The sequence below is a fragment of the Janthinobacterium sp. Mn2066 genome (assembly GCF_049319705.1).
GTDB lineage: Bacteria > Pseudomonadota > Gammaproteobacteria > Burkholderiales > Burkholderiaceae_D > Janthinobacterium.
Genome location: NZ_JBMOUF010000016.1, coordinates 86,363 through 102,126, shown reverse-complemented (window position 1 = coordinate 102,126; position 15,764 = coordinate 86,363). Strand labels below are relative to the sequence as shown.

The 15,764-nt window shown below is 57.6% G+C and carries 28 protein-coding genes; 23 read left to right on the top strand and 5 right to left on the bottom strand.

The features are described 5' to 3' along the window. The 4 genes from ACL9RI_RS25500 to ACL9RI_RS25485 form a co-directional block, all read right to left on the bottom strand. On the bottom strand, positions 1 to 251 hold a 251-nt coding region (locus ACL9RI_RS25500; RefSeq protein WP_422729272.1), incomplete at its 3' end, for a transposase. A 49-nt stretch (positions 252 to 300) separates the two neighbouring features. Beyond that, positions 301 to 729: a hypothetical protein gene (locus ACL9RI_RS25495; RefSeq protein WP_422729271.1), complete on the bottom strand. Its 429-nt coding sequence runs from the start codon at positions 727 to 729 to the stop codon at positions 301 to 303. Positions 730 to 990: 261 nt separating this feature from the next. Next, on the bottom strand, positions 991 to 1,317 hold the full coding sequence (locus ACL9RI_RS25490; RefSeq protein ID WP_422729270.1) for a helix-turn-helix domain-containing protein: 327 nt from the start codon (positions 1,315 to 1,317) through the stop codon (positions 991 to 993). A gap of 2 nt (positions 1,318 to 1,319) precedes the next feature. Continuing rightward, positions 1,320 to 1,739 carry a hypothetical protein gene (locus tag ACL9RI_RS25485; protein ID WP_422729269.1) on the bottom strand — a complete coding sequence of 140 codons (420 nt, stop codon included), beginning with the start codon at positions 1,737 to 1,739 and terminating at the stop codon, positions 1,320 to 1,322. A 227-nt stretch (positions 1,740 to 1,966) separates the two neighbouring features. On the opposite strand from ACL9RI_RS25485, the gene ACL9RI_RS25480 reads away from it, so the two are divergent. From ACL9RI_RS25480 to ACL9RI_RS25375, 22 genes are all read left to right on the top strand, one after another. Beyond that, a complete protein-coding gene (locus tag ACL9RI_RS25480; protein ID WP_422729268.1) occupies positions 1,967 to 2,146 on the top strand; it encodes a hypothetical protein in 180 nt (59 codons plus the stop codon). Beyond that, the gene (locus tag ACL9RI_RS25475; protein ID WP_422729267.1) at positions 2,143 to 2,994 is read left to right on the top strand and encodes a phosphoadenosine phosphosulfate reductase family protein; all 852 of its coding nucleotides are present in this window, start codon (positions 2,143 to 2,145) and stop codon (positions 2,992 to 2,994) included. Before ACL9RI_RS25480 ends, ACL9RI_RS25475 begins: the two co-directional genes overlap by 4 nt. A gap of 6 nt (positions 2,995 to 3,000) precedes the next feature. Then, positions 3,001 to 3,426 (top strand): hypothetical protein, encoded by a 426-nt coding sequence (locus tag ACL9RI_RS25470; protein ID WP_422729266.1) that lies wholly within the window; start codon positions 3,001 to 3,003, stop codon positions 3,424 to 3,426. Continuing rightward, on the top strand, positions 3,426 to 5,195 hold the full coding sequence (locus ACL9RI_RS25465) for a replication endonuclease (RefSeq protein WP_422729265.1): 1,770 nt from the start codon (positions 3,426 to 3,428) through the stop codon (positions 5,193 to 5,195). Before ACL9RI_RS25470 ends, ACL9RI_RS25465 begins: the two co-directional genes overlap by 1 nt. Then, positions 5,195 to 5,347: a hypothetical protein gene (locus tag ACL9RI_RS25460; RefSeq protein ID WP_422729264.1), complete on the top strand. Its 153-nt coding sequence runs from the start codon at positions 5,195 to 5,197 to the stop codon at positions 5,345 to 5,347. The genes ACL9RI_RS25465 and ACL9RI_RS25460 overlap by 1 nt, the downstream gene beginning before the upstream one ends. Further along, positions 5,344 to 5,493, top strand: coding sequence for a hypothetical protein (locus tag ACL9RI_RS25455; RefSeq protein WP_422729263.1), 150 nt, complete (start codon positions 5,344 to 5,346; stop codon positions 5,491 to 5,493). Before ACL9RI_RS25460 ends, ACL9RI_RS25455 begins: the two co-directional genes overlap by 4 nt. A gap of 445 nt (positions 5,494 to 5,938) precedes the next feature. Further along, positions 5,939 to 6,457 (top strand): hypothetical protein, encoded by a 519-nt coding sequence (locus ACL9RI_RS25450; RefSeq protein ID WP_422729262.1) that lies wholly within the window; start codon positions 5,939 to 5,941, stop codon positions 6,455 to 6,457. Then, positions 6,444 to 7,130: a hypothetical protein gene (locus tag ACL9RI_RS25445; protein ID WP_422729261.1), complete on the top strand. Its 687-nt coding sequence runs from the start codon at positions 6,444 to 6,446 to the stop codon at positions 7,128 to 7,130. The genes ACL9RI_RS25450 and ACL9RI_RS25445 overlap by 14 nt, the downstream gene beginning before the upstream one ends. Before the next feature lie 314 nt (positions 7,131 to 7,444). Continuing rightward, positions 7,445 to 8,245 carry a major capsid protein P2 gene (locus ACL9RI_RS25440; RefSeq protein WP_422729260.1) on the top strand — a complete coding sequence of 267 codons (801 nt, stop codon included), beginning with the start codon at positions 7,445 to 7,447 and terminating at the stop codon, positions 8,243 to 8,245. 12 nt (positions 8,246 to 8,257) lie between these two features. Beyond that, positions 8,258 to 8,641, top strand: a complete 384-nt coding sequence (locus tag ACL9RI_RS25435; RefSeq protein WP_422729259.1) for a hypothetical protein — start codon at positions 8,258 to 8,260, stop codon at positions 8,639 to 8,641. A 2-nt stretch (positions 8,642 to 8,643) separates the two neighbouring features. Then, the gene (locus tag ACL9RI_RS25430; protein ID WP_422729258.1) at positions 8,644 to 8,874 is read left to right on the top strand and encodes a hypothetical protein; all 231 of its coding nucleotides are present in this window, start codon (positions 8,644 to 8,646) and stop codon (positions 8,872 to 8,874) included. Continuing rightward, the gene (locus ACL9RI_RS25425; protein ID WP_422729257.1) at positions 8,856 to 9,257 is read left to right on the top strand and encodes a hypothetical protein; all 402 of its coding nucleotides are present in this window, start codon (positions 8,856 to 8,858) and stop codon (positions 9,255 to 9,257) included. Before ACL9RI_RS25430 ends, ACL9RI_RS25425 begins: the two co-directional genes overlap by 19 nt. Beyond that, a complete protein-coding gene (locus tag ACL9RI_RS25420) occupies positions 9,254 to 9,658 on the top strand; it encodes a hypothetical protein (protein ID WP_422729256.1) in 405 nt (134 codons plus the stop codon). Before ACL9RI_RS25425 ends, ACL9RI_RS25420 begins: the two co-directional genes overlap by 4 nt. Next, positions 9,655 to 10,305, top strand: coding sequence for a hypothetical protein (locus ACL9RI_RS25415; RefSeq protein ID WP_422729255.1), 651 nt, complete (start codon positions 9,655 to 9,657; stop codon positions 10,303 to 10,305). Before ACL9RI_RS25420 ends, ACL9RI_RS25415 begins: the two co-directional genes overlap by 4 nt. Next, positions 10,302 to 11,543 carry an SGNH/GDSL hydrolase family protein gene (locus ACL9RI_RS25410; RefSeq protein WP_422729254.1) on the top strand — a complete coding sequence of 414 codons (1,242 nt, stop codon included), beginning with the start codon at positions 10,302 to 10,304 and terminating at the stop codon, positions 11,541 to 11,543. Before ACL9RI_RS25415 ends, ACL9RI_RS25410 begins: the two co-directional genes overlap by 4 nt. Beyond that, entirely contained in the window at positions 11,543 to 12,166 is a 624-nt protein-coding gene (locus ACL9RI_RS25405) for a glycoside hydrolase family 104 protein (protein WP_422729253.1), read from the top strand. The genes ACL9RI_RS25410 and ACL9RI_RS25405 overlap by 1 nt, the downstream gene beginning before the upstream one ends. After that, the gene (locus ACL9RI_RS25400; RefSeq protein WP_422729252.1) at positions 12,163 to 12,435 is read left to right on the top strand and encodes a hypothetical protein; all 273 of its coding nucleotides are present in this window, start codon (positions 12,163 to 12,165) and stop codon (positions 12,433 to 12,435) included. Before ACL9RI_RS25405 ends, ACL9RI_RS25400 begins: the two co-directional genes overlap by 4 nt. After that, entirely contained in the window at positions 12,435 to 12,848 is a 414-nt protein-coding gene (locus ACL9RI_RS25395) for a hypothetical protein (protein ID WP_422729251.1), read from the top strand. The genes ACL9RI_RS25400 and ACL9RI_RS25395 overlap by 1 nt, the downstream gene beginning before the upstream one ends. Next, complete coding sequence (locus ACL9RI_RS25390; RefSeq protein ID WP_422729250.1) at positions 12,845 to 13,018, top strand: hypothetical protein; 174 nt, start codon at positions 12,845 to 12,847, stop codon at positions 13,016 to 13,018. The genes ACL9RI_RS25395 and ACL9RI_RS25390 overlap by 4 nt, the downstream gene beginning before the upstream one ends. Positions 13,019 to 13,030: 12 nt before the next feature. Continuing rightward, positions 13,031 to 13,207: a hypothetical protein gene (locus ACL9RI_RS25385; protein ID WP_422729249.1), complete on the top strand. Its 177-nt coding sequence runs from the start codon at positions 13,031 to 13,033 to the stop codon at positions 13,205 to 13,207. Continuing rightward, a complete protein-coding gene (locus ACL9RI_RS25380; protein WP_422729248.1) occupies positions 13,204 to 13,335 on the top strand; it encodes a hypothetical protein in 132 nt (43 codons plus the stop codon). Before ACL9RI_RS25385 ends, ACL9RI_RS25380 begins: the two co-directional genes overlap by 4 nt. Before the next feature lie 60 nt (positions 13,336 to 13,395). Further along, positions 13,396 to 13,791: a DUF6232 family protein gene (locus tag ACL9RI_RS25375; RefSeq protein WP_422729247.1), complete on the top strand. Its 396-nt coding sequence runs from the start codon at positions 13,396 to 13,398 to the stop codon at positions 13,789 to 13,791. Between the two features lie 3 nt (positions 13,792 to 13,794). Here ACL9RI_RS25375 and ACL9RI_RS25370 read toward each other — a convergent pair whose 3' ends face one another. After that, positions 13,795 to 14,085 carry a hypothetical protein gene (locus ACL9RI_RS25370; RefSeq protein ID WP_422729246.1) on the bottom strand — a complete coding sequence of 97 codons (291 nt, stop codon included), beginning with the start codon at positions 14,083 to 14,085 and terminating at the stop codon, positions 13,795 to 13,797. A gap of 915 nt (positions 14,086 to 15,000) precedes the next feature. Between ACL9RI_RS25370 and ACL9RI_RS25365 the strand changes: the two genes are divergently transcribed. Beyond that, a complete protein-coding gene (locus ACL9RI_RS25365; protein ID WP_422729245.1) occupies positions 15,001 to 15,492 on the top strand; it encodes a helix-turn-helix domain-containing protein in 492 nt (163 codons plus the stop codon). Positions 15,493 to 15,764: the final 272 nt, after the last annotated feature.

Below are 15,764 nucleotides of genomic sequence, written 5' to 3'. Positions count from 1 at the left end.
AGGGCCTCCGCGACGATCTCGGCTTTCAAGCGCTCCTCGGCATACATCTTCTTCAGGCGCCGGTTTTCGTCCTCCAGCTCTTTCATGCGGGCCATCAGCGAGGCGTCCATGCCGCCGAACTTGGAGCGCCATTTGTAGAACGTGGCATTGCTGATGCCGTGCTCGCGGCATAGCTCAGGGACTGGTGAGCCGCCCTCGGCTTGCTTGAGGATGGCGATGATCTGGCTATCGGTAAAACGGGACGTCTTCATGCAGAACTTTCAAAAATCTGAATTTGGAAAATTCTACTTTTAAACGCGATCATTTGGCGGGGGGATTACCGGATTCGGGGTCTAGGATCTGATACAACACCTCAACGGTAGACGCCGGCAGCGAACGGAGCATTTCTGGCGTGTTTCGCTTCTTCACGCGAAATTGGCCGTATAGGACTGACAGTTGATGAAGTCGGCTTTCGATCAGGCGCAATGTCTTGTGAGTGTCGCTTTTTGCTATCCAAGACACAATCGAGGTCACGAAACCAAATCCTACTTGCCAGCGTGTCTCATCAGCTTCAGTCGTTACGGCTTGATTGCGGATGGAAATGAACCATGATTCAAGCATGTCAGCCAGGAGGCAGTCATTCAATGTGCCGAGCGCATCGTCCAGTGAACCATGCCCACATAGTTCATCGGCGTGTTGGTACAGGTTCTCGATATAGCGCAGCTTCTTGACGTGTGTCGAATCGGCCAAGGCGCCAGTGACTGCGGCTGACCATACGACAGCCCAATAGCGCGGCAGACCATGCCGGTCAACCAGAACGGGACCGGAAAGGCTCGAAGGGATGTGCGAATCGGCAAGTTAAATTAGCATCAGCATCCTAAGTTCGCCGCAACACTTAAACATACCATTAATCGGGTATGCGATTTGGTACTTGAGAAAAATACGCAACAGCTAGTTAACTACCATCGCTTCGCATAATTTATAAAGTGCTTAACTGGCCTGCAACTGTTATCAGCGCGTCAAGAGTGAGATTCGACGCGGGCCAGCGCCCAATAACAGTGAATTAAAAGACATTGAAAACTTTTCAGAAATAGAGCGCCAAAAGTTGACCATTTCAGGCGTCTTGGCACGTTCGATTTGAGTGTCAGCGTACACAATGTGCTCATCGACTTGCAGTATTTCTGCGATCTTCATGCAAGTTTCGATACCCATACCATTCTTGCCATTGCGCAACGCGCTAACTGACTCACGGGTGATTCCAAGCACTTTAGATACCGCATAGTCTGACGGCAGAGCCAGGGCTTTCTTGACTGCATCGAGATATTCAGATGTTTTCATTTTTACTCTCCTTCGCATGCGATAGCGGTAAGGCCATCTTTCGTAAGAGCGGCCCTTGCCTTGGTCGCTCCAAAAGTATCGAGTTGAGCGCGCACGTCTGCAACCTTCTCTCGGACGAGGACACCATAGATGTAGCCCATATTATTGGTTTTCCTTATGAATAAAAGAGGCTCATCTGCAAAGCCAAAAACCGCAACTACGGGAATGCCATAAACGGTCATTTGTTGGCCGGGTGCAAGTGAAAAGAAATTAACAGAGCTATCAGGAATTATTTGAATGGGCTTGGACAAGATAATGCTTTGCTGAACCAGGGGGCCAAAGAAATCCCTAACTGATGCGGAGCAATTCATGTCCACCTTATAGGCAGCATGCGAGACAAGCGGAAAAAGCAGCGCAAGCGCCGCAACACATTTTTTTAACATTTAGCTCTCCCAGGGCTAGTCGCGTCAGAGGTCTGATGGACATTTGTTCTAAGGATAGTGAAGTGTCAGCTATCACGCAACCGTCATTCATCGCTTGACAGTGAGGCATCGACTCACATACATTGTGGCCTGTCGAGCGGTATTCCATCACGCTCCCCAGGCAATGCCGCTTTCGCGGGCCGCTTGACTCCTTTGCCGGGGACGTAAAACAGCCTGGGGAGGCCACCATGTCGGACACAATTTATTACAAAACAATCACCATTTCCACGGGGTCATTCGTTCAAATCGAATTGGCCGTCCGCCTGGAAATCGCGAATTTGGAGAGAATCACAGAGGCGGGCGTGGCCGGGGTGTCATTGGAACGCCTGGCCTCCTTGCGCATCGCCCTGGCGGAATTCTCAGCATGAAAAGCCCATTCCTGTTTGACGGGCCGGGCGTTATCTCGTTCAGCGGCGGCCGCACCAGCGGCATGATGCTGTATCTCACCATCCAGGCGCACGGCGGCAAGCTGCCGGGTGACGTCGTGGTCTGCTTCGCAAACACCGGCAAGGAAGAAGAGGCTACGCTGGAATTCGTGCGCGACTGCGGGGAGCGCTGGGGAGTTCCTATCGTATGGATCGAAAACCGCCCACGCAACGAAGCGCGCGGCAAAGAATTTGCCGTCGTGGACTTTGTGACGGCCAGCCGCAACGGTGAGCCGTTCGAGGATCTGCACCATGAAAAGAAATTCCTGCCGAACCCTGTAGCGCGCTTTTGCACGGCGGAACTCAAGGTGCGCCCGATGCAGCGCTATTTGAAATCGATAGGCCTGGTCGAGTGGACAACGTTTATAGGCATGCGCGCCGACGAGCCCGTGCGCGTGGCGCGGCTGTCGAATCAGGATTACGGCAAGCATGAGGTGAAAGAGGCGCCGCTGGCCGTGGCCGGCCTGAGCGTGGCTGACGTTACCGCATTTTGGGCGGCGCAGGATTTTGACTTGGGCCTGCCGAACATGAGCGGCAAGACGATGCACGGAAACTGTGATCTGTGCTTCCTTAAGGGCGGCAAGCAAGTGTTATCCCTGATCCGTGAGAAGCCAAGTCGCGCGCTGTGGTGGATACAGCAGGAAAAGAACGCCCAGGCGTCCGGATCGGGTGCTGGAGGATGGTTTCGCAAGGATCGGCCAAGTTATCAGGCGATGTATGACATGGCGATGAATCACGGGGAGCTTTTCCCGTTCGATGACGCGCTGACCGACTGCGGTTGCACGGACTGAGGCGCTATGAGACACCTTGCCCATGAACTGGTGGCCGTGGCCGCCGTCGCTGGCCCCCAGCTGACAAAGCAGGAACTTGAAACGAAGGCGTTTCTTGCCGATATGGATGCCGTGTGCGCGCAGATCAACGCCACGCCGCGCGAGGTGCGCATGGAGCGCTCTGCCGCTGTACTGGCCATGATCGCCACGCCGGCCGACGTCGAGGCCGTGCGCGCCGCGTACTGGATGCGACTGCCGCTGGCCGCCCGCATGGTGGCCGTTATGTCGGCGCGCATGCCGAAAGAGCGCGCCGGCCAGGCGCTCCACACGTTCGATGCGCTTGAGCGCGGCCGCATCTGGATCGAAATCGACAAGCTGCGCGCTAATCTGGACGTAGCGCAAAAGTGCATGAACGGCGGGCGCATGCCTGGCGCCACGGGCAAGGCGCATTGATGCTGAGCATGGGTATCCCGTCGCGCATGGCAAACGCTGTGCATCGCCTGTTCGGCGGGCTGAGCGAACGGCGTCAGCGCGTGGTCGATCAGGTGCTGGCGGACGACGAGCGCCTGCCGCTGGCCGATCAATACGGCGTCATGACAGGGCCGGCCGCAATCGCCGTCGCCGCCGTGCAGGCCGCGCGCGAGTGCTACATGGTGTGCGAACGCGTGCAGACTGCCGACGGCATCGAAGCCGGTATTGCCGAAGTGTGCGCGCGGCGTGGCGTGGCCGTGCCGGTGGCCGGCACGCTGGGCGGCTTCATCGCCCGCGCCGTGGACAAGGGCTGGTGGCGCGGCCGGCTGCGCAAGGAACTGCTGCGCCGCTTCGAACATACCTCGATCCAGCTGGGCCTGACCCACGTGCGCGCCGATCCCTACGTAAGCCGCGAGACGGCCATGGCGCAGGCGGCGCAAAACCACGCAAACCAGAAATTGCTGGAATCCTGCACGGCCACCAATGAAAACGGCGACGTCTACAGCCTGGCCGAACTGGCCGCGCTGGGCACGGGTAACAAAACGATTCGCCGCGGCGAATTGATGCTGCGCATACGCGGCTTCGAAGAGGTGGCCGACAAGCTGCGCCACGTCGGCATGTTCTGGACGATCACATGCCCCAGCAAATACCACTCGGTGGGCGGCACGAACGAGAAATACAACGGCGCCACGCCGCGCCAGGCGCAGGCCTATCTGGTCAAGGTGTGGGCCGCCATCCGTTCCGCGCTGCACCGTATCGGTATCCAGCCCTACGGCTTCCGCATCGCTGAGCCGCACACGGACGGGTGCCCGCACTGGCACATGCTGCTGTTCGTGGCGCCGGCCCAGCAGGCCGCAATGGAGGCCGTCATTCATGCATACGCCCTGGCCGAAGACAGCGACGAGGCGGGCGCGGCGAAAAACCGCGTCAAGCTGGTCAATATCGAGGCGGGGAAGGGCACGGCGGCCGGCTACATCGCCAAGTACGTCAGCAAGAACATTGACGGCGCCGGCGTGGGCGATCACAAGGTGTTCGAAAACGGCCAAACGTACATCATCGCGCCTGACTTGTTCGGCAACATGGAATTCACCGCATCCCAGCGCGTCACGTACTGGTCACAGGTGTGGGGTATTCGCCAGTTTCAGCAGATTGGCGGCGTGCCGGTGGGCGTGTGGCGCGAGGTGCGCCGGCTGTCGGCCGAATCGGTGCAGCACGCGCCGGAAGCGATCCGCGAGGCCTGCCAGGCGGCGCAAAAGATCGAGTCCGACAATCCGGCCGTGGCGCAGCAGGCAGATTACGCCCGCTTCATTTGGGCCATGGGCGGGCCGCAATGCGGGCGCCATGCCACGATCAAGCTGGCCAAGCGGGAAGAGTCCATGAAAGGGCGGTATGAGCTGGTGGACGCGCACAGGCCCGTGGGCGTGTACTTGGCGGCGCAGCCGCATGCGGTCTACGAATCGACCCGATACCAGTGGACGATAGACCGCGCCGGCACCGGGGTGGCCTTTGCCGTTCCTCGGACTGGTGTAAATAAGTGTACGCGCCCAGCCAAAGCACCGGCACCGTACCAGGCTAAAAATAAAAATTTTGCTCCGTCCTTCGATGCTGGACGGAGTTTTGACCCTGACACTGGCGCACCGTGCGCCAAGGTAGACCAGGTGGCGCTGTATCAGCACCACAAGAAACGCCCAGCGGGCGCGCCAAGCGCCCATCTGCTGCACTTGCAGCGTAAATATCCAGAGGGGCATTGATGTCGCAGACAGAACAAGGCCAGACGCTTGAGCGCGAGGCCGTCGCGTTGTACCGGCAGTACGGGTTTTTCTTGCCAGGCCCGGCGAAGACGTTTTTTCGCAAACTGGCAATCCATCTGCAATGGCAAGACCTGATGAAAGTTACAAAATGAACGAAAAGACCCTGGTAGTAAAAATCCGCGAAGCGTTCGCGGCAACTGGCCCCGTGGCACTGGAAAAAGTGCTGACCGAACTGGCGGGCCGTGTAGAAGCGCTGGAATCGGCGCTGGACCACGCGACGACACCGGCCGCCGAGTAACTTTTTTAACCCGCTGCACCTGGCTCATGAGGCCGGGCCGTGGCACCTGAGCGCGCCGCCTTACCGGGCGGCGTGCAAGAGGATGAAATGTCGATCAAACCTACCATCGGGCATGTGGATTGCCCCATCTGCGGCCATACCGGCGCGGAAGTGAAGCCAGACAAGAACGAGCGCGCCTACATTCACTGCAAGTTTGCATGTTCGTGGCAGGGCATCACGCGCAGTAACCACCAGTCCGACCAGCTAAAGGCGCGCATGCGCCCCGTTACCGTCCCTACCGTAACGGTACAGGAACCGGCAGCGCCACAAGCGCCGACGCCGGTAGCGCCCGCACCGCGTCCACCAGTCGCGGCAAAGGCGGCCCCTGTGCTGGCAAAGCCCGACGTGGCGACGGCCCCTCCCGCTGCAAAGCCCAGCTTTTGGCAACCACTGTTGGGGGCATCCAATGCCTGATCTGAACGAACCAGGCGCGCACGAAGCGCCACCAGGCGGCCAGCTGGACGCGCTGGACATGATCGCCATCGAAGCGGCGGGCAGCGAGGCCGAAGCTGAGGCGAAACAAGACGCCATCCTCAATCCCCCTGAACCGGAAATCGATCAAGCGGCCATTTGGGCGCAGATTCCGCACGCGCTCGGTGGCCTGCTGGCCATGGCCATGCCGGAACTGAAAGACGCCTATACGCCAGAAGCGTGCGCGGCGTGGGGGCAGGGCATGGACGCAGTGGCAAAGAAATACAACTGGGATGCTGCCGAGTCGATTGGCAAATGGACGCCGGAATTCATGCTGGTGGCCGCCTCGCTACCGCTGATCGTGCCGACTGTGCGGGCCTTCAAGGCGCACAAGGCGATTGCCGAGGCCAAGGACAAGGCGCGCACCGTTGACGGCGTGGCGGGGGCGCAGGACGCGTCAGAGCCGGTCAATCCGATGAACCTGCCACCGGGAAATTTCAGTGAACCAACCTAACCAGGGCACCAAGAACAAGGCGCAGATCATCGCTGTGATTGGCGCGTCCGGCACCGGCAAGTCTTCCTACATCAAGGGCGAACTACTCAAGCGCTACAAGCGGCTGCTGATCTGGTCGCCACTGGAAAAAACGGACAACTACGCGGCATTCTGTGGCGGCACGGTCGTAACGGGGAAAATCTCCGAACTGGTGGCGCAGATCAAGGCGGGCACGAAAGCCATCGTCTACGTGCCGACTGGCAAGGATGCGGACGTAAAAAAGCAGTTTGATCTGTTCTGCCGGTGCGTGTGGGAAATCGAAGGCGCGCATGTGCTGGTCGAGGAACTGTCCCGCGTCACCATGGCTAGCTGGGCGCCGCCCGCCTGGAAAAACCTGTCTACGGCTGGCCGGCACCAAGGCTTGACCATCATCGGCACCAGCCAGCGCCCGGCCAACATCGACAAGGACTTCCTGGGAAACTGCACGGAAATTCGCTGTTACCGGGTCAACTACGATGCCGACGCCAAGGTGATGGCCGATTCGCTGGGCCTGCAAGCTGAGTATGAGACGGGGCCGAACGGCAAGCCCGTCCAGGTAAAGCCAATGACGCTGTTGCGCAAACTGCCCAATTTCCACTATTTCCACAAAAATCCCGACCTTTCTGTGCGTCAGGGGGTGAATAAAAAGCTGTAACCGTACCGTACGGTAACGGTACGGTACAGAGCATTGCGGGCAGGGCAGTAGGGCGGCAGTATCGGGGCTTCTGTAGCAGTCACCTCAACGGAGAATCCGAACATGAACAAGCAAGTAATGCACACGGCGCTGATTGCGCTGGCCGCTTTCGCTGTCGCCACCCTGATCCAGAAAAATTACAAGATTCCGGTCGTTGGCCCATACCTGCCAGGCGCGTAATCGAATACAAGGCGGCTGAACCCGGCTCACAAGGCCAGGGAAAGGCAATTCAGGCAAGCGCTCACAAGGCGCAAAACCAGACTTAAGGCGAAAACATGAGTTCCAATTACGATCAAATGATCGACCTGCAAAACGTCCGCAAGGGCGTTGCTGCTGTCCTGAAAATCTCCTACAAGGCGACTTTCGACAAAATCCACCTGAAATTGGGCGGCGGCCTGCTGAAAAGCCATATCGGCCGCATCGAAGGCAAGGTCAACGGCGTGCAATTCTTTGTCGATGACGGCCAGCTGATTGGCCTGCGCGATGCCTACCAGGGCGTGTTCGTTGATCCGGACATCATCACGCTGGACTTTACCGAACCGAACACCAAGGGTGGCGCGGCGGCGCAGTACTTGGCAAGCGTGCCGCGTAACCTGATGAATTCCCTGACCTTCGAAATCGAGATCAAGGACACGGCGCCGGACAATATCACCATGAAGGCCGACGCGGAATACCGTGACCCGACCGCAAACCCGTTCGTACTGCGCCGCAAGGATTTCAACGTGCCGCTGACGATGGTGGGCGAAAACGACTTGATGTTGCCGGTGGCCGTCAATGGTGGCCTGATCAAGCGCGTATGGCTGCACCATACCGGCCACGTCACCAAGGCCGAACTGCGCACCAATGGCACGCCACGCATCCGCGCTGACAACGCCTCCATGCAGTACCTGCAAAAGCGTAACAAGCTGGTACCGCAAACCAACGTCCTTGTGCTCGACTTCTGCGCCGACGGCAACCTGATGAACATGCTGAACACGGCAGGTATTCAGGAATGCTTGCTGCGCCTGACGGCCGATGCACCCGACAGTGTCAAGGCGTATATCGACTACGTTGACGACCTGAAAAAACTGTCGTAATCGGGGGCCATCATGGCAAATAGCCTCCTGGACAGTATCAGCAATTTCAATCTGGACGCGATCATGGCCGGTTCCGACAGTCCGGCGCCACTGCCAGATGTGTCGTGGGCATCGCAGCCGATGGAATCGTACACGCCGACCGGCAACGGCTCGGGCCAGTTCATCGACACGGCTACGCAAAACGGAATCTTCAACCTCCTGGACAAGGGGCTGAACTGGGCCATCCAGAAAGACAGCGCGAAGATTCAGCAGGACACGCAGTTGCAGCTGGCAGATCGCCAGGGCAACAGCGTCAACACGATGCTGGGCTATCAAGCGCAGCAGGCCCAGGCCAATCGCAAGTTGATGCTGCTGGGCCTGATGGCTGCTGGCCTGTTCCTTGTGATGCGGAAGTAACCATGGCCATGGCACCAGCAATGACCGGCCTGCCACCGCTGAATCTGAACATGGGTTCATCGGCGACATCAGCAGCAAAGGGCGGCGACGGCGCGTTCGGCGGCAGCACACGCGGTTTATCCGGTGGTGACTGGAACGTCAGCTACGGCACCGGCAACATTTCCAGCGGTAGCGTGAACTGGCTGTATATCGGCCTGGCAGTGGCGGCGGTGTGGTGGATCAACAAGCAATAGTCCGCACCGGCCTGCTCGATGACGCGGCGCGCGCGGCGTATGCCAAGGCATTCGATGCGCGCCGCGACACCACGGGCGGCCTGGGTGGCATGGAATCGGCGCTGATAGGCGCGGAGCTGTTCGAGGTGGTGCTGGCGGGCCAGGTCGTGGCGCGCTACGCCTTGAAGACCGTGCACCGGGCGCATGGCAGCGAAGTGTTTATCGTCGCCGCCGCTGGTGGCTTGCCGGGCACTGATCTGGTGGCCGGCATGCTGCCCTACATCGCGCAGCAGTGCCAGGGCGCAGACCGCTTGACGATCAACACCAGGCGCCGGGGCTTGGTCAAGAAATTGGCCATGCAAGGCTGGACGCTCGATTCCTACGTGATGAGAAAGAAACTATGAGCGAAAGCAATAGCGATAGCGACAGCAGTCAAACCCAGATCAATGAAAGCCAGGACAACCGCATTACAGGCGGTACTGGCTCCGTCAATCTGGTCACTAGCCGTTCCAGCGTGGGCGGCAACGTCAATATCAGTACCACCGACTTTGGCAGCGTAGGGCGTTCCTTCGATTTTGCCGAAGCCATCGCCAAGGGCGCCGCCAACACGGCCGCCGCCAGTGCCGCCCAGGTGCAGGCGGTGGCAACGGATGCAATGAAGTCGGTACAGGCCGCCTACGGCGACAGTAACGAAACGCTGGCCGACGCCTACAAGACGTCCAAGGCGGGCGAACAAAAGGTGATGGTGGCCGTAGGTATGGCCATTGTCGGCGTGGTGGCCCTTAAAGCATTGGGTAGAGCATGAGTTACCAAAGTATTCCCCTCCTGGCTGGACGGCCGCACCGGCTCGATATCGCCGGGCGTTTGATCCTGGTCGATACGGTGGGCGACTCGGACGGCGTGGACATTGAAATTCTGCTGGCCGGATCGACCAAGACCACCACCATGCCGCGCCGAAAGGCAGGTTTCCGGCTGGTGCAAGCGTATGACGGCGTGATCCTGACCAGCGCCGTGGATGCCCGTATCGGCATTTTCCTGTCAGAAAACGATGTGCAGTTGGGCACCGTGGACGGCGCCGCCGTCACCATTCCGGGAGGCGTCGTCGTCAACAATGGGCCGGGCAATCCTGTCTCAGTTGCTTTCGATAACGATATCAACATCGGCACGGTACAGGTAGAGAACGACTGCCGCACCATCGTGGATATGGCGCCGGTAGCCGTGGGACTGGTCGCCACCAGTGTCAGCAACGACCCGGATTTGAAGAAAATCCGCTTCCGCAACATGAGTACCTTGGCCCTGATTTGCATTGGTGGACCAAGCGTGAACATGGGTAGCCCGATCATTTTGCAGCCAGGTGATACATATTTTGAGGACGATGCGGCAGCAGCCCATATCTACGCAATCGCCAGTGACAACACCGCTTTTTTACAAATTCAAGGATTGAAACGATGAGCACTATTTTCGGTAACGTGGACGGCCTGGCCGCTGGAATCTATCAGCAGGTGCTGTTGCATTTGCAGCAAAATCCGCCTGTCATCGTGCCGCCAGCCGGCCCAGAAAATCGCACGTTCATTTTTGACGGCGAATCCACCAATGCGCCAGCAGCGGGCGGCACGGGCTGGGTAGAGGTCTGCAAAACTATGTCGGCGTTTGCAGGCGGTCAGTTTGTGCATACAGCTGTGCCGGGTCGCAATATGGCTGACACGCTGGCCGCCTATAACGCCAATGTGCGCCCGGCCGTGCTGGCCGCTGTGGCGGCGGGACGGACAGCATTCCTGTTTATTCAGACCGGGCTGAATGACTACGGGATGCGCCCACTGGCGCCGTTGCGCGATCCGTTCGCCCTGTACGTCGAGCGCGCAATCGGTGATGGTGCGGTGGTTGTGCCGATGACTACTACGCGCCGCCTTGACGCGCGCGGAAGCGAGGATGTACGCCAGGCTTTCAACGCCTATATCCTGTCGCTAGGACTGCAATATACGGTGCTGACGGATCATGTTTTTACAGACCCACAGCACTCGATTCCGGGCGCGCAGACTGACGACGGCACGCATCCGAACGCGGCAAAGAATCGTGAAATCGCCAACACGGTCAACGCCGTAATCACTGCGGGCGGCAGTACATTCTATGATCAGGTGGTGGAAATCGCCCGGCCGCTGGTGGCCGGTCAAATGCCGTATGTAAATTATTCGGGGCAGCTGGCAACCGACGTAAGTATGTCGGTCGATTTGTCGACCAACGCCACAAAAGACCTGGTACAGACATTTTCCGCCTCGTTTTCGCAGACCGGGAAAAATGCGGTTCGCTACAGCATTCCTGCCGTCGTGGCGGGCGGCGTAACGACGCGCCAGCCGATCACGTTTGAGCTGGCGACTATCGGCGATGTCAGCAACTACCATGCCTATCTGGCGAGAAAATTCGTGCTTTTTGATATCACTCTCAATAAGCCGTTGATGGCGGCAACCGCCTACGGCTCGGCGCTGATCGGCAAGTGGGAATTGCTACGTGTCGATTGCGACAGCGTGCCGGAAACGCCGGTTGGCATTCTCACTTCATACCCGGTCGCCAACAACACACCGGGTGTGTTCGGTCAGGTCTGCATCAATGCCAACGGCACCAAAATTGCCATCTACTGCGGTGATGGCGTCACGCACAAGTGGGCGGTGAGCGCGGCTACCAACGTGGTGTGATGAACAAGCCCCTGCTGATCGTTTCCTTGATGGCTGGCGGCGCTGCCCTGCTGCTCTACGCCGCCAAAACGGCAGGCGAGGGCGGGGAGGAGGATGACGCCCCTTACGAGGAACCAAGCTGGCTGGATCAAATAAACGCACTTTTACAGGAATGGACCGACATGAATAAAGCCAATGCAGCATCAGACCCGAACGTGTACGCCTTCCTCGGCATGCTGCGCGTGAGCGAAGGTACGGCAGGGCCGGATGGCTACCGCACGCTGGTGGGCGGCTCGCTGTTCAACAGCTTTGCCGACCATCCGCGCACGCTGGTGTGGCTCCCCAATCTCGGCATCAATTCCAGCGCCGCCGGCGCGTATCAAATCCTGCGCAAGACGTGGGACGGTGTGCGCGGCAAGCTGGGCCTGCCTGACTTCTCGCCGCTGTCGCAGGATGCGGCGGCCATCGAACTGATACGCCAGCGCGGCGCGCTCGATGACGTGCGTGCTGGCCGCTTTGCGGTGGCCGTCGAGAAGTGCAAGAAAGAATGGGCCAGCTTGCCAGGCGCAGGCTACGGCCAGCGCGAAAACTCGCTGGCGCGGCTGGAAACGGCATACCGCCAAGCGGGCGGGGTGGTGGCATGAAGACGGCCGATATCCAAAACCTCGCCCTGGGCGTGGCCGCGCTCGGGCTGGTATATGCCATGTACAAGGTATTTTCCAAGGGTGGCAGCAAACCAAGCGGTAAGGCGCCGGTAGTGCCATCGCAAACCGGCACGATTGTCTGGACGGACGGCATCCCCAATTATCAAAGCTTTGCGCCATATGACAGCAATTCAGCGCTGGGCCAGCTGGGAATTGACAAGCTACTCAACGGCGGTGTGGGTGATCCCGGATCGGTAAGGTACTTCTAATGGATTTCGCTGACAAAGTAAAACTGCTTGCGGTGGCCGCCGCTGCCGTGTTCGTGGTGATCCTCGTAAAAAAAAAGGGTGCGGCTGCGGGTGTGGGGGAAGACCTCGGCCATGCGGCGGTTGATCTGGCTGGCGGTGTGGCTACTGGCGTTATTGATGGTGTCAGCACGGTAATCGGCATTCCGACTATCAGCGAACTGATTAGAGACCCGGTCCAGTGTCGGGCATATATAGACGCCAATGGCAAATTGAAAGCCATGGGCGCATGCACAGAACTCGCATTCCTGGCTGCACTTGAACCAGTGCAGGCAGTAAAAGAAGCTCCAGGAAATTTTTGGGACTGGCTGACAACCCCTAGCGCATCCGATTACACATTGAAGCCGACAACCGGCGCTTTTGACCGCCAATTATGAGCCTGAGAGACATTATCCCTACGGGGCCGCAAGTGGCGCGTGAAGCGCTGATCGTACTGGGTGGCGTGCTGATCGCGGCATTCATCCTGAGTCGCTTTCCAAAGCTGCAATCATTCGTTTCTCAAAACAGCCTGACCGTCAAGGATGGTCAGGGCAACATACTTTATTGATAGGGAGCATCCATGAATCGACTGAAAGAGGCATCCACCTGGGCGGGCCTGGGCGTGCTGTTTCAAGTGGCAAAGGCGTTTTTGCCGCCGCAATATCATATCTGCGTTGATGGCGCATCGGCGGTGGCTGGGGCGTTGGCGGGCGTCATCCGTGATAAGGGTCTGCCTACGCCGGTTGATGCTAAATGACAGGCGTAGACTGGAATACGGTTGTGCCGGTGCTGCTGTCATCTGGCGTGCTGGTGCAAGGCCTGGCCGCCGTGCGTTGGGTGGTAAAGCTGGAAGCCAGAGTGGCGGCGCTGGAAGGGCGTGTTTAAAGACTAGCCACAGCAAGCTATTTCTTTGATAACATTGAATCTCATTTCTATGGAGAAACAATGAACGGCGCAACGGAAACAACTTACTACACAAATGGCAAGGTAACGGTCACAAATGCCCGTTTCATAGTGGATGACGAAACGCACGCAATAAGTGGGATTACTTCGGTCAAGCTGGGCGTCAAGAAACCAAACAGACTTTTGCCGATAGCTTTGATGGTGGCTTTATTTTTCGTGCTGACAAGGGGCGTAGATGGAAACTTTGGTCATATGTCAATCTGGCACTGGGCCATGGTGCTTTTACCAGGAATAATCTGGCTCTCGCTACAGCGGACGCACTACACAGTGACGCTTGCAAGTGCATCCGGTGAACATCGTGCCTTAAAAAGCCGGATCAAGCCGTTTGTACGTGAAGTTGTCGACGCCATCAATCAAGCCATCATCCGCCAGGCGTAACAATCAATTGGCCGCCGTTATCGGGTCAAAGTCATCGAGCCGCAAGTCTGTAACTTGCGGCTCTTTTTTCGGCCGGCGCGCGGCCAGTTCGATGACTTCGCCGCGCACCAGGCCCATCTTTGTATCCATGGCCGTCATGTTCATCTGGCGCCGGATATCGGCTTGTTCCATCTGGCGCAGGCGCATGTACTCGGGCACCCACCAGGGGACGCGCTTTTTAGCACGTAGCCAGTCGCTGACGGTGCGCTCGTCGCGGCGCAGGATGCGGGCCAGGTCTTTAAGGGGGATGCCCATGGCATAGTGGGCAAACTCTGTAGGGTTGCCGTATCGTAGGTTTGGAAATCGCATATGTGACTTAGAAATGAAAGGGCCGGTTATCATGAACCGGCCCTGAGGGGTGAAACTGAAATATTTTCTGACCAGTCAAACACTTCGCATAATTTATATTATGTAAAATTAGATGTGGAGCAGACCACCGTAAAAATCATCATCAACCGTCCGTTGAAGTAAATGTGCTACGGCTTCTGAAGTGAATTTGATACTCAAAGAATCAGCGCGCTTACCTAAAACTCTAGACACAACTTACCTTACCCGCACCAACCGCAGACAAATTCTAAGCCCAGCCGTTCGTTTCTCCGCACTTTGGCGTCCTACTACATCTTCAGAACCGTTAAGCTTACCTATGAAGGAAATGCCGCGGGGTCGATCGGTTACGACGCCGTGGATGTCCGGCAGCGTGCACATCAGCGCGATACAGTCTGCGCGGTATAGCGTTGCGTCACCAATAATGGATGCACCCAACCGCATCGGCAACCGCAGCTTGCTCTTGAGCGTTAAAAGCACTCATGCACTCTCCAAATTGTGTGTGGTGGCAGTCGCTGCATCGAGCAGGCCCATTGACCGTAAGATTTCGTGTGTATGGCCAACGGCCAAGCGAAATCCTGCCTCCAAGGAGACCAGCGATAGTTCAACCGAATTTAACTGTATCGGTTTGATTGATGAATTGGTATCGGGCACGCCCCAAACAACTCTTTCTGGATTTACACTATAAATTTGCATCCAATAGCGCCTAGCCCCCCTGCTGTCTGGGTTCGCCTACACGTCCGATCCCCTCTGGCAGGACGCTTACGATGCTCAAGCAGCACATTAAAAACGTAGAGGGTCGCAAACGGATGTAAAATATTTTATACATTCATAGAGTGGCAGGTCATGAATATCTACGAAGTCGGAAAAGCAGTCCGCATCCGTCGCCTGGCCGTTGGGTTGACGCAGCAACGATTGGGAAGGTTGGCCGGTCTGTCGCGCCAGACAGTGCAGCAACTGGAGGCAGGAACCATTCGTGACTTGAGTTTCGGCCGCGTGGTGAATCTACTGGGGGTACTCGGGCTAAATTTTGCACCACCATCGATCAAGTCCAGGGAGAAAAAGTGCGGTTTGTGGATGGCGGCAAAAAATGCGAGCGTCAGCTACAGAGGTGAGCTTACTACCGAGCAGCTACAACAGGCCTTGGCTACCGGACAGGCGCCGACAAACCATATATCCTACCTACAGCATTTTCTAGACGAAACGCCCCTGCAGGTAGTGGTCATGGCGGTCGAGGAAACGGCACACCTGGAAGCCGTCTCACCGGAACGCATTTGGGTATGCGTCGCTCAATTAGCCCGGCAATTAGGGAGTGTACGTAGCGAACTCTGGCTATAAAACTATCTTGGTGACATCTTAAGGTTATCCGATAATGGCACCACAGATGATGCAACTTAGGGTTGCTGGATAAAACCAACGATTATCATCGGAAGTACTTATGGCCTTGCCAATGAGTCGTCAGCCTCGCTGGTAAGCTTGATAGTGATTTGTTCCGCGACTTTTCCATTTTATCACTATCCCCTCCCCCCTCACTTGCACTAGGTGCTCGTCTGCTCGCAGAACTACCCCTACTCTGTTTGACCAACCTTCCATTACTTGGTAAACGCTAC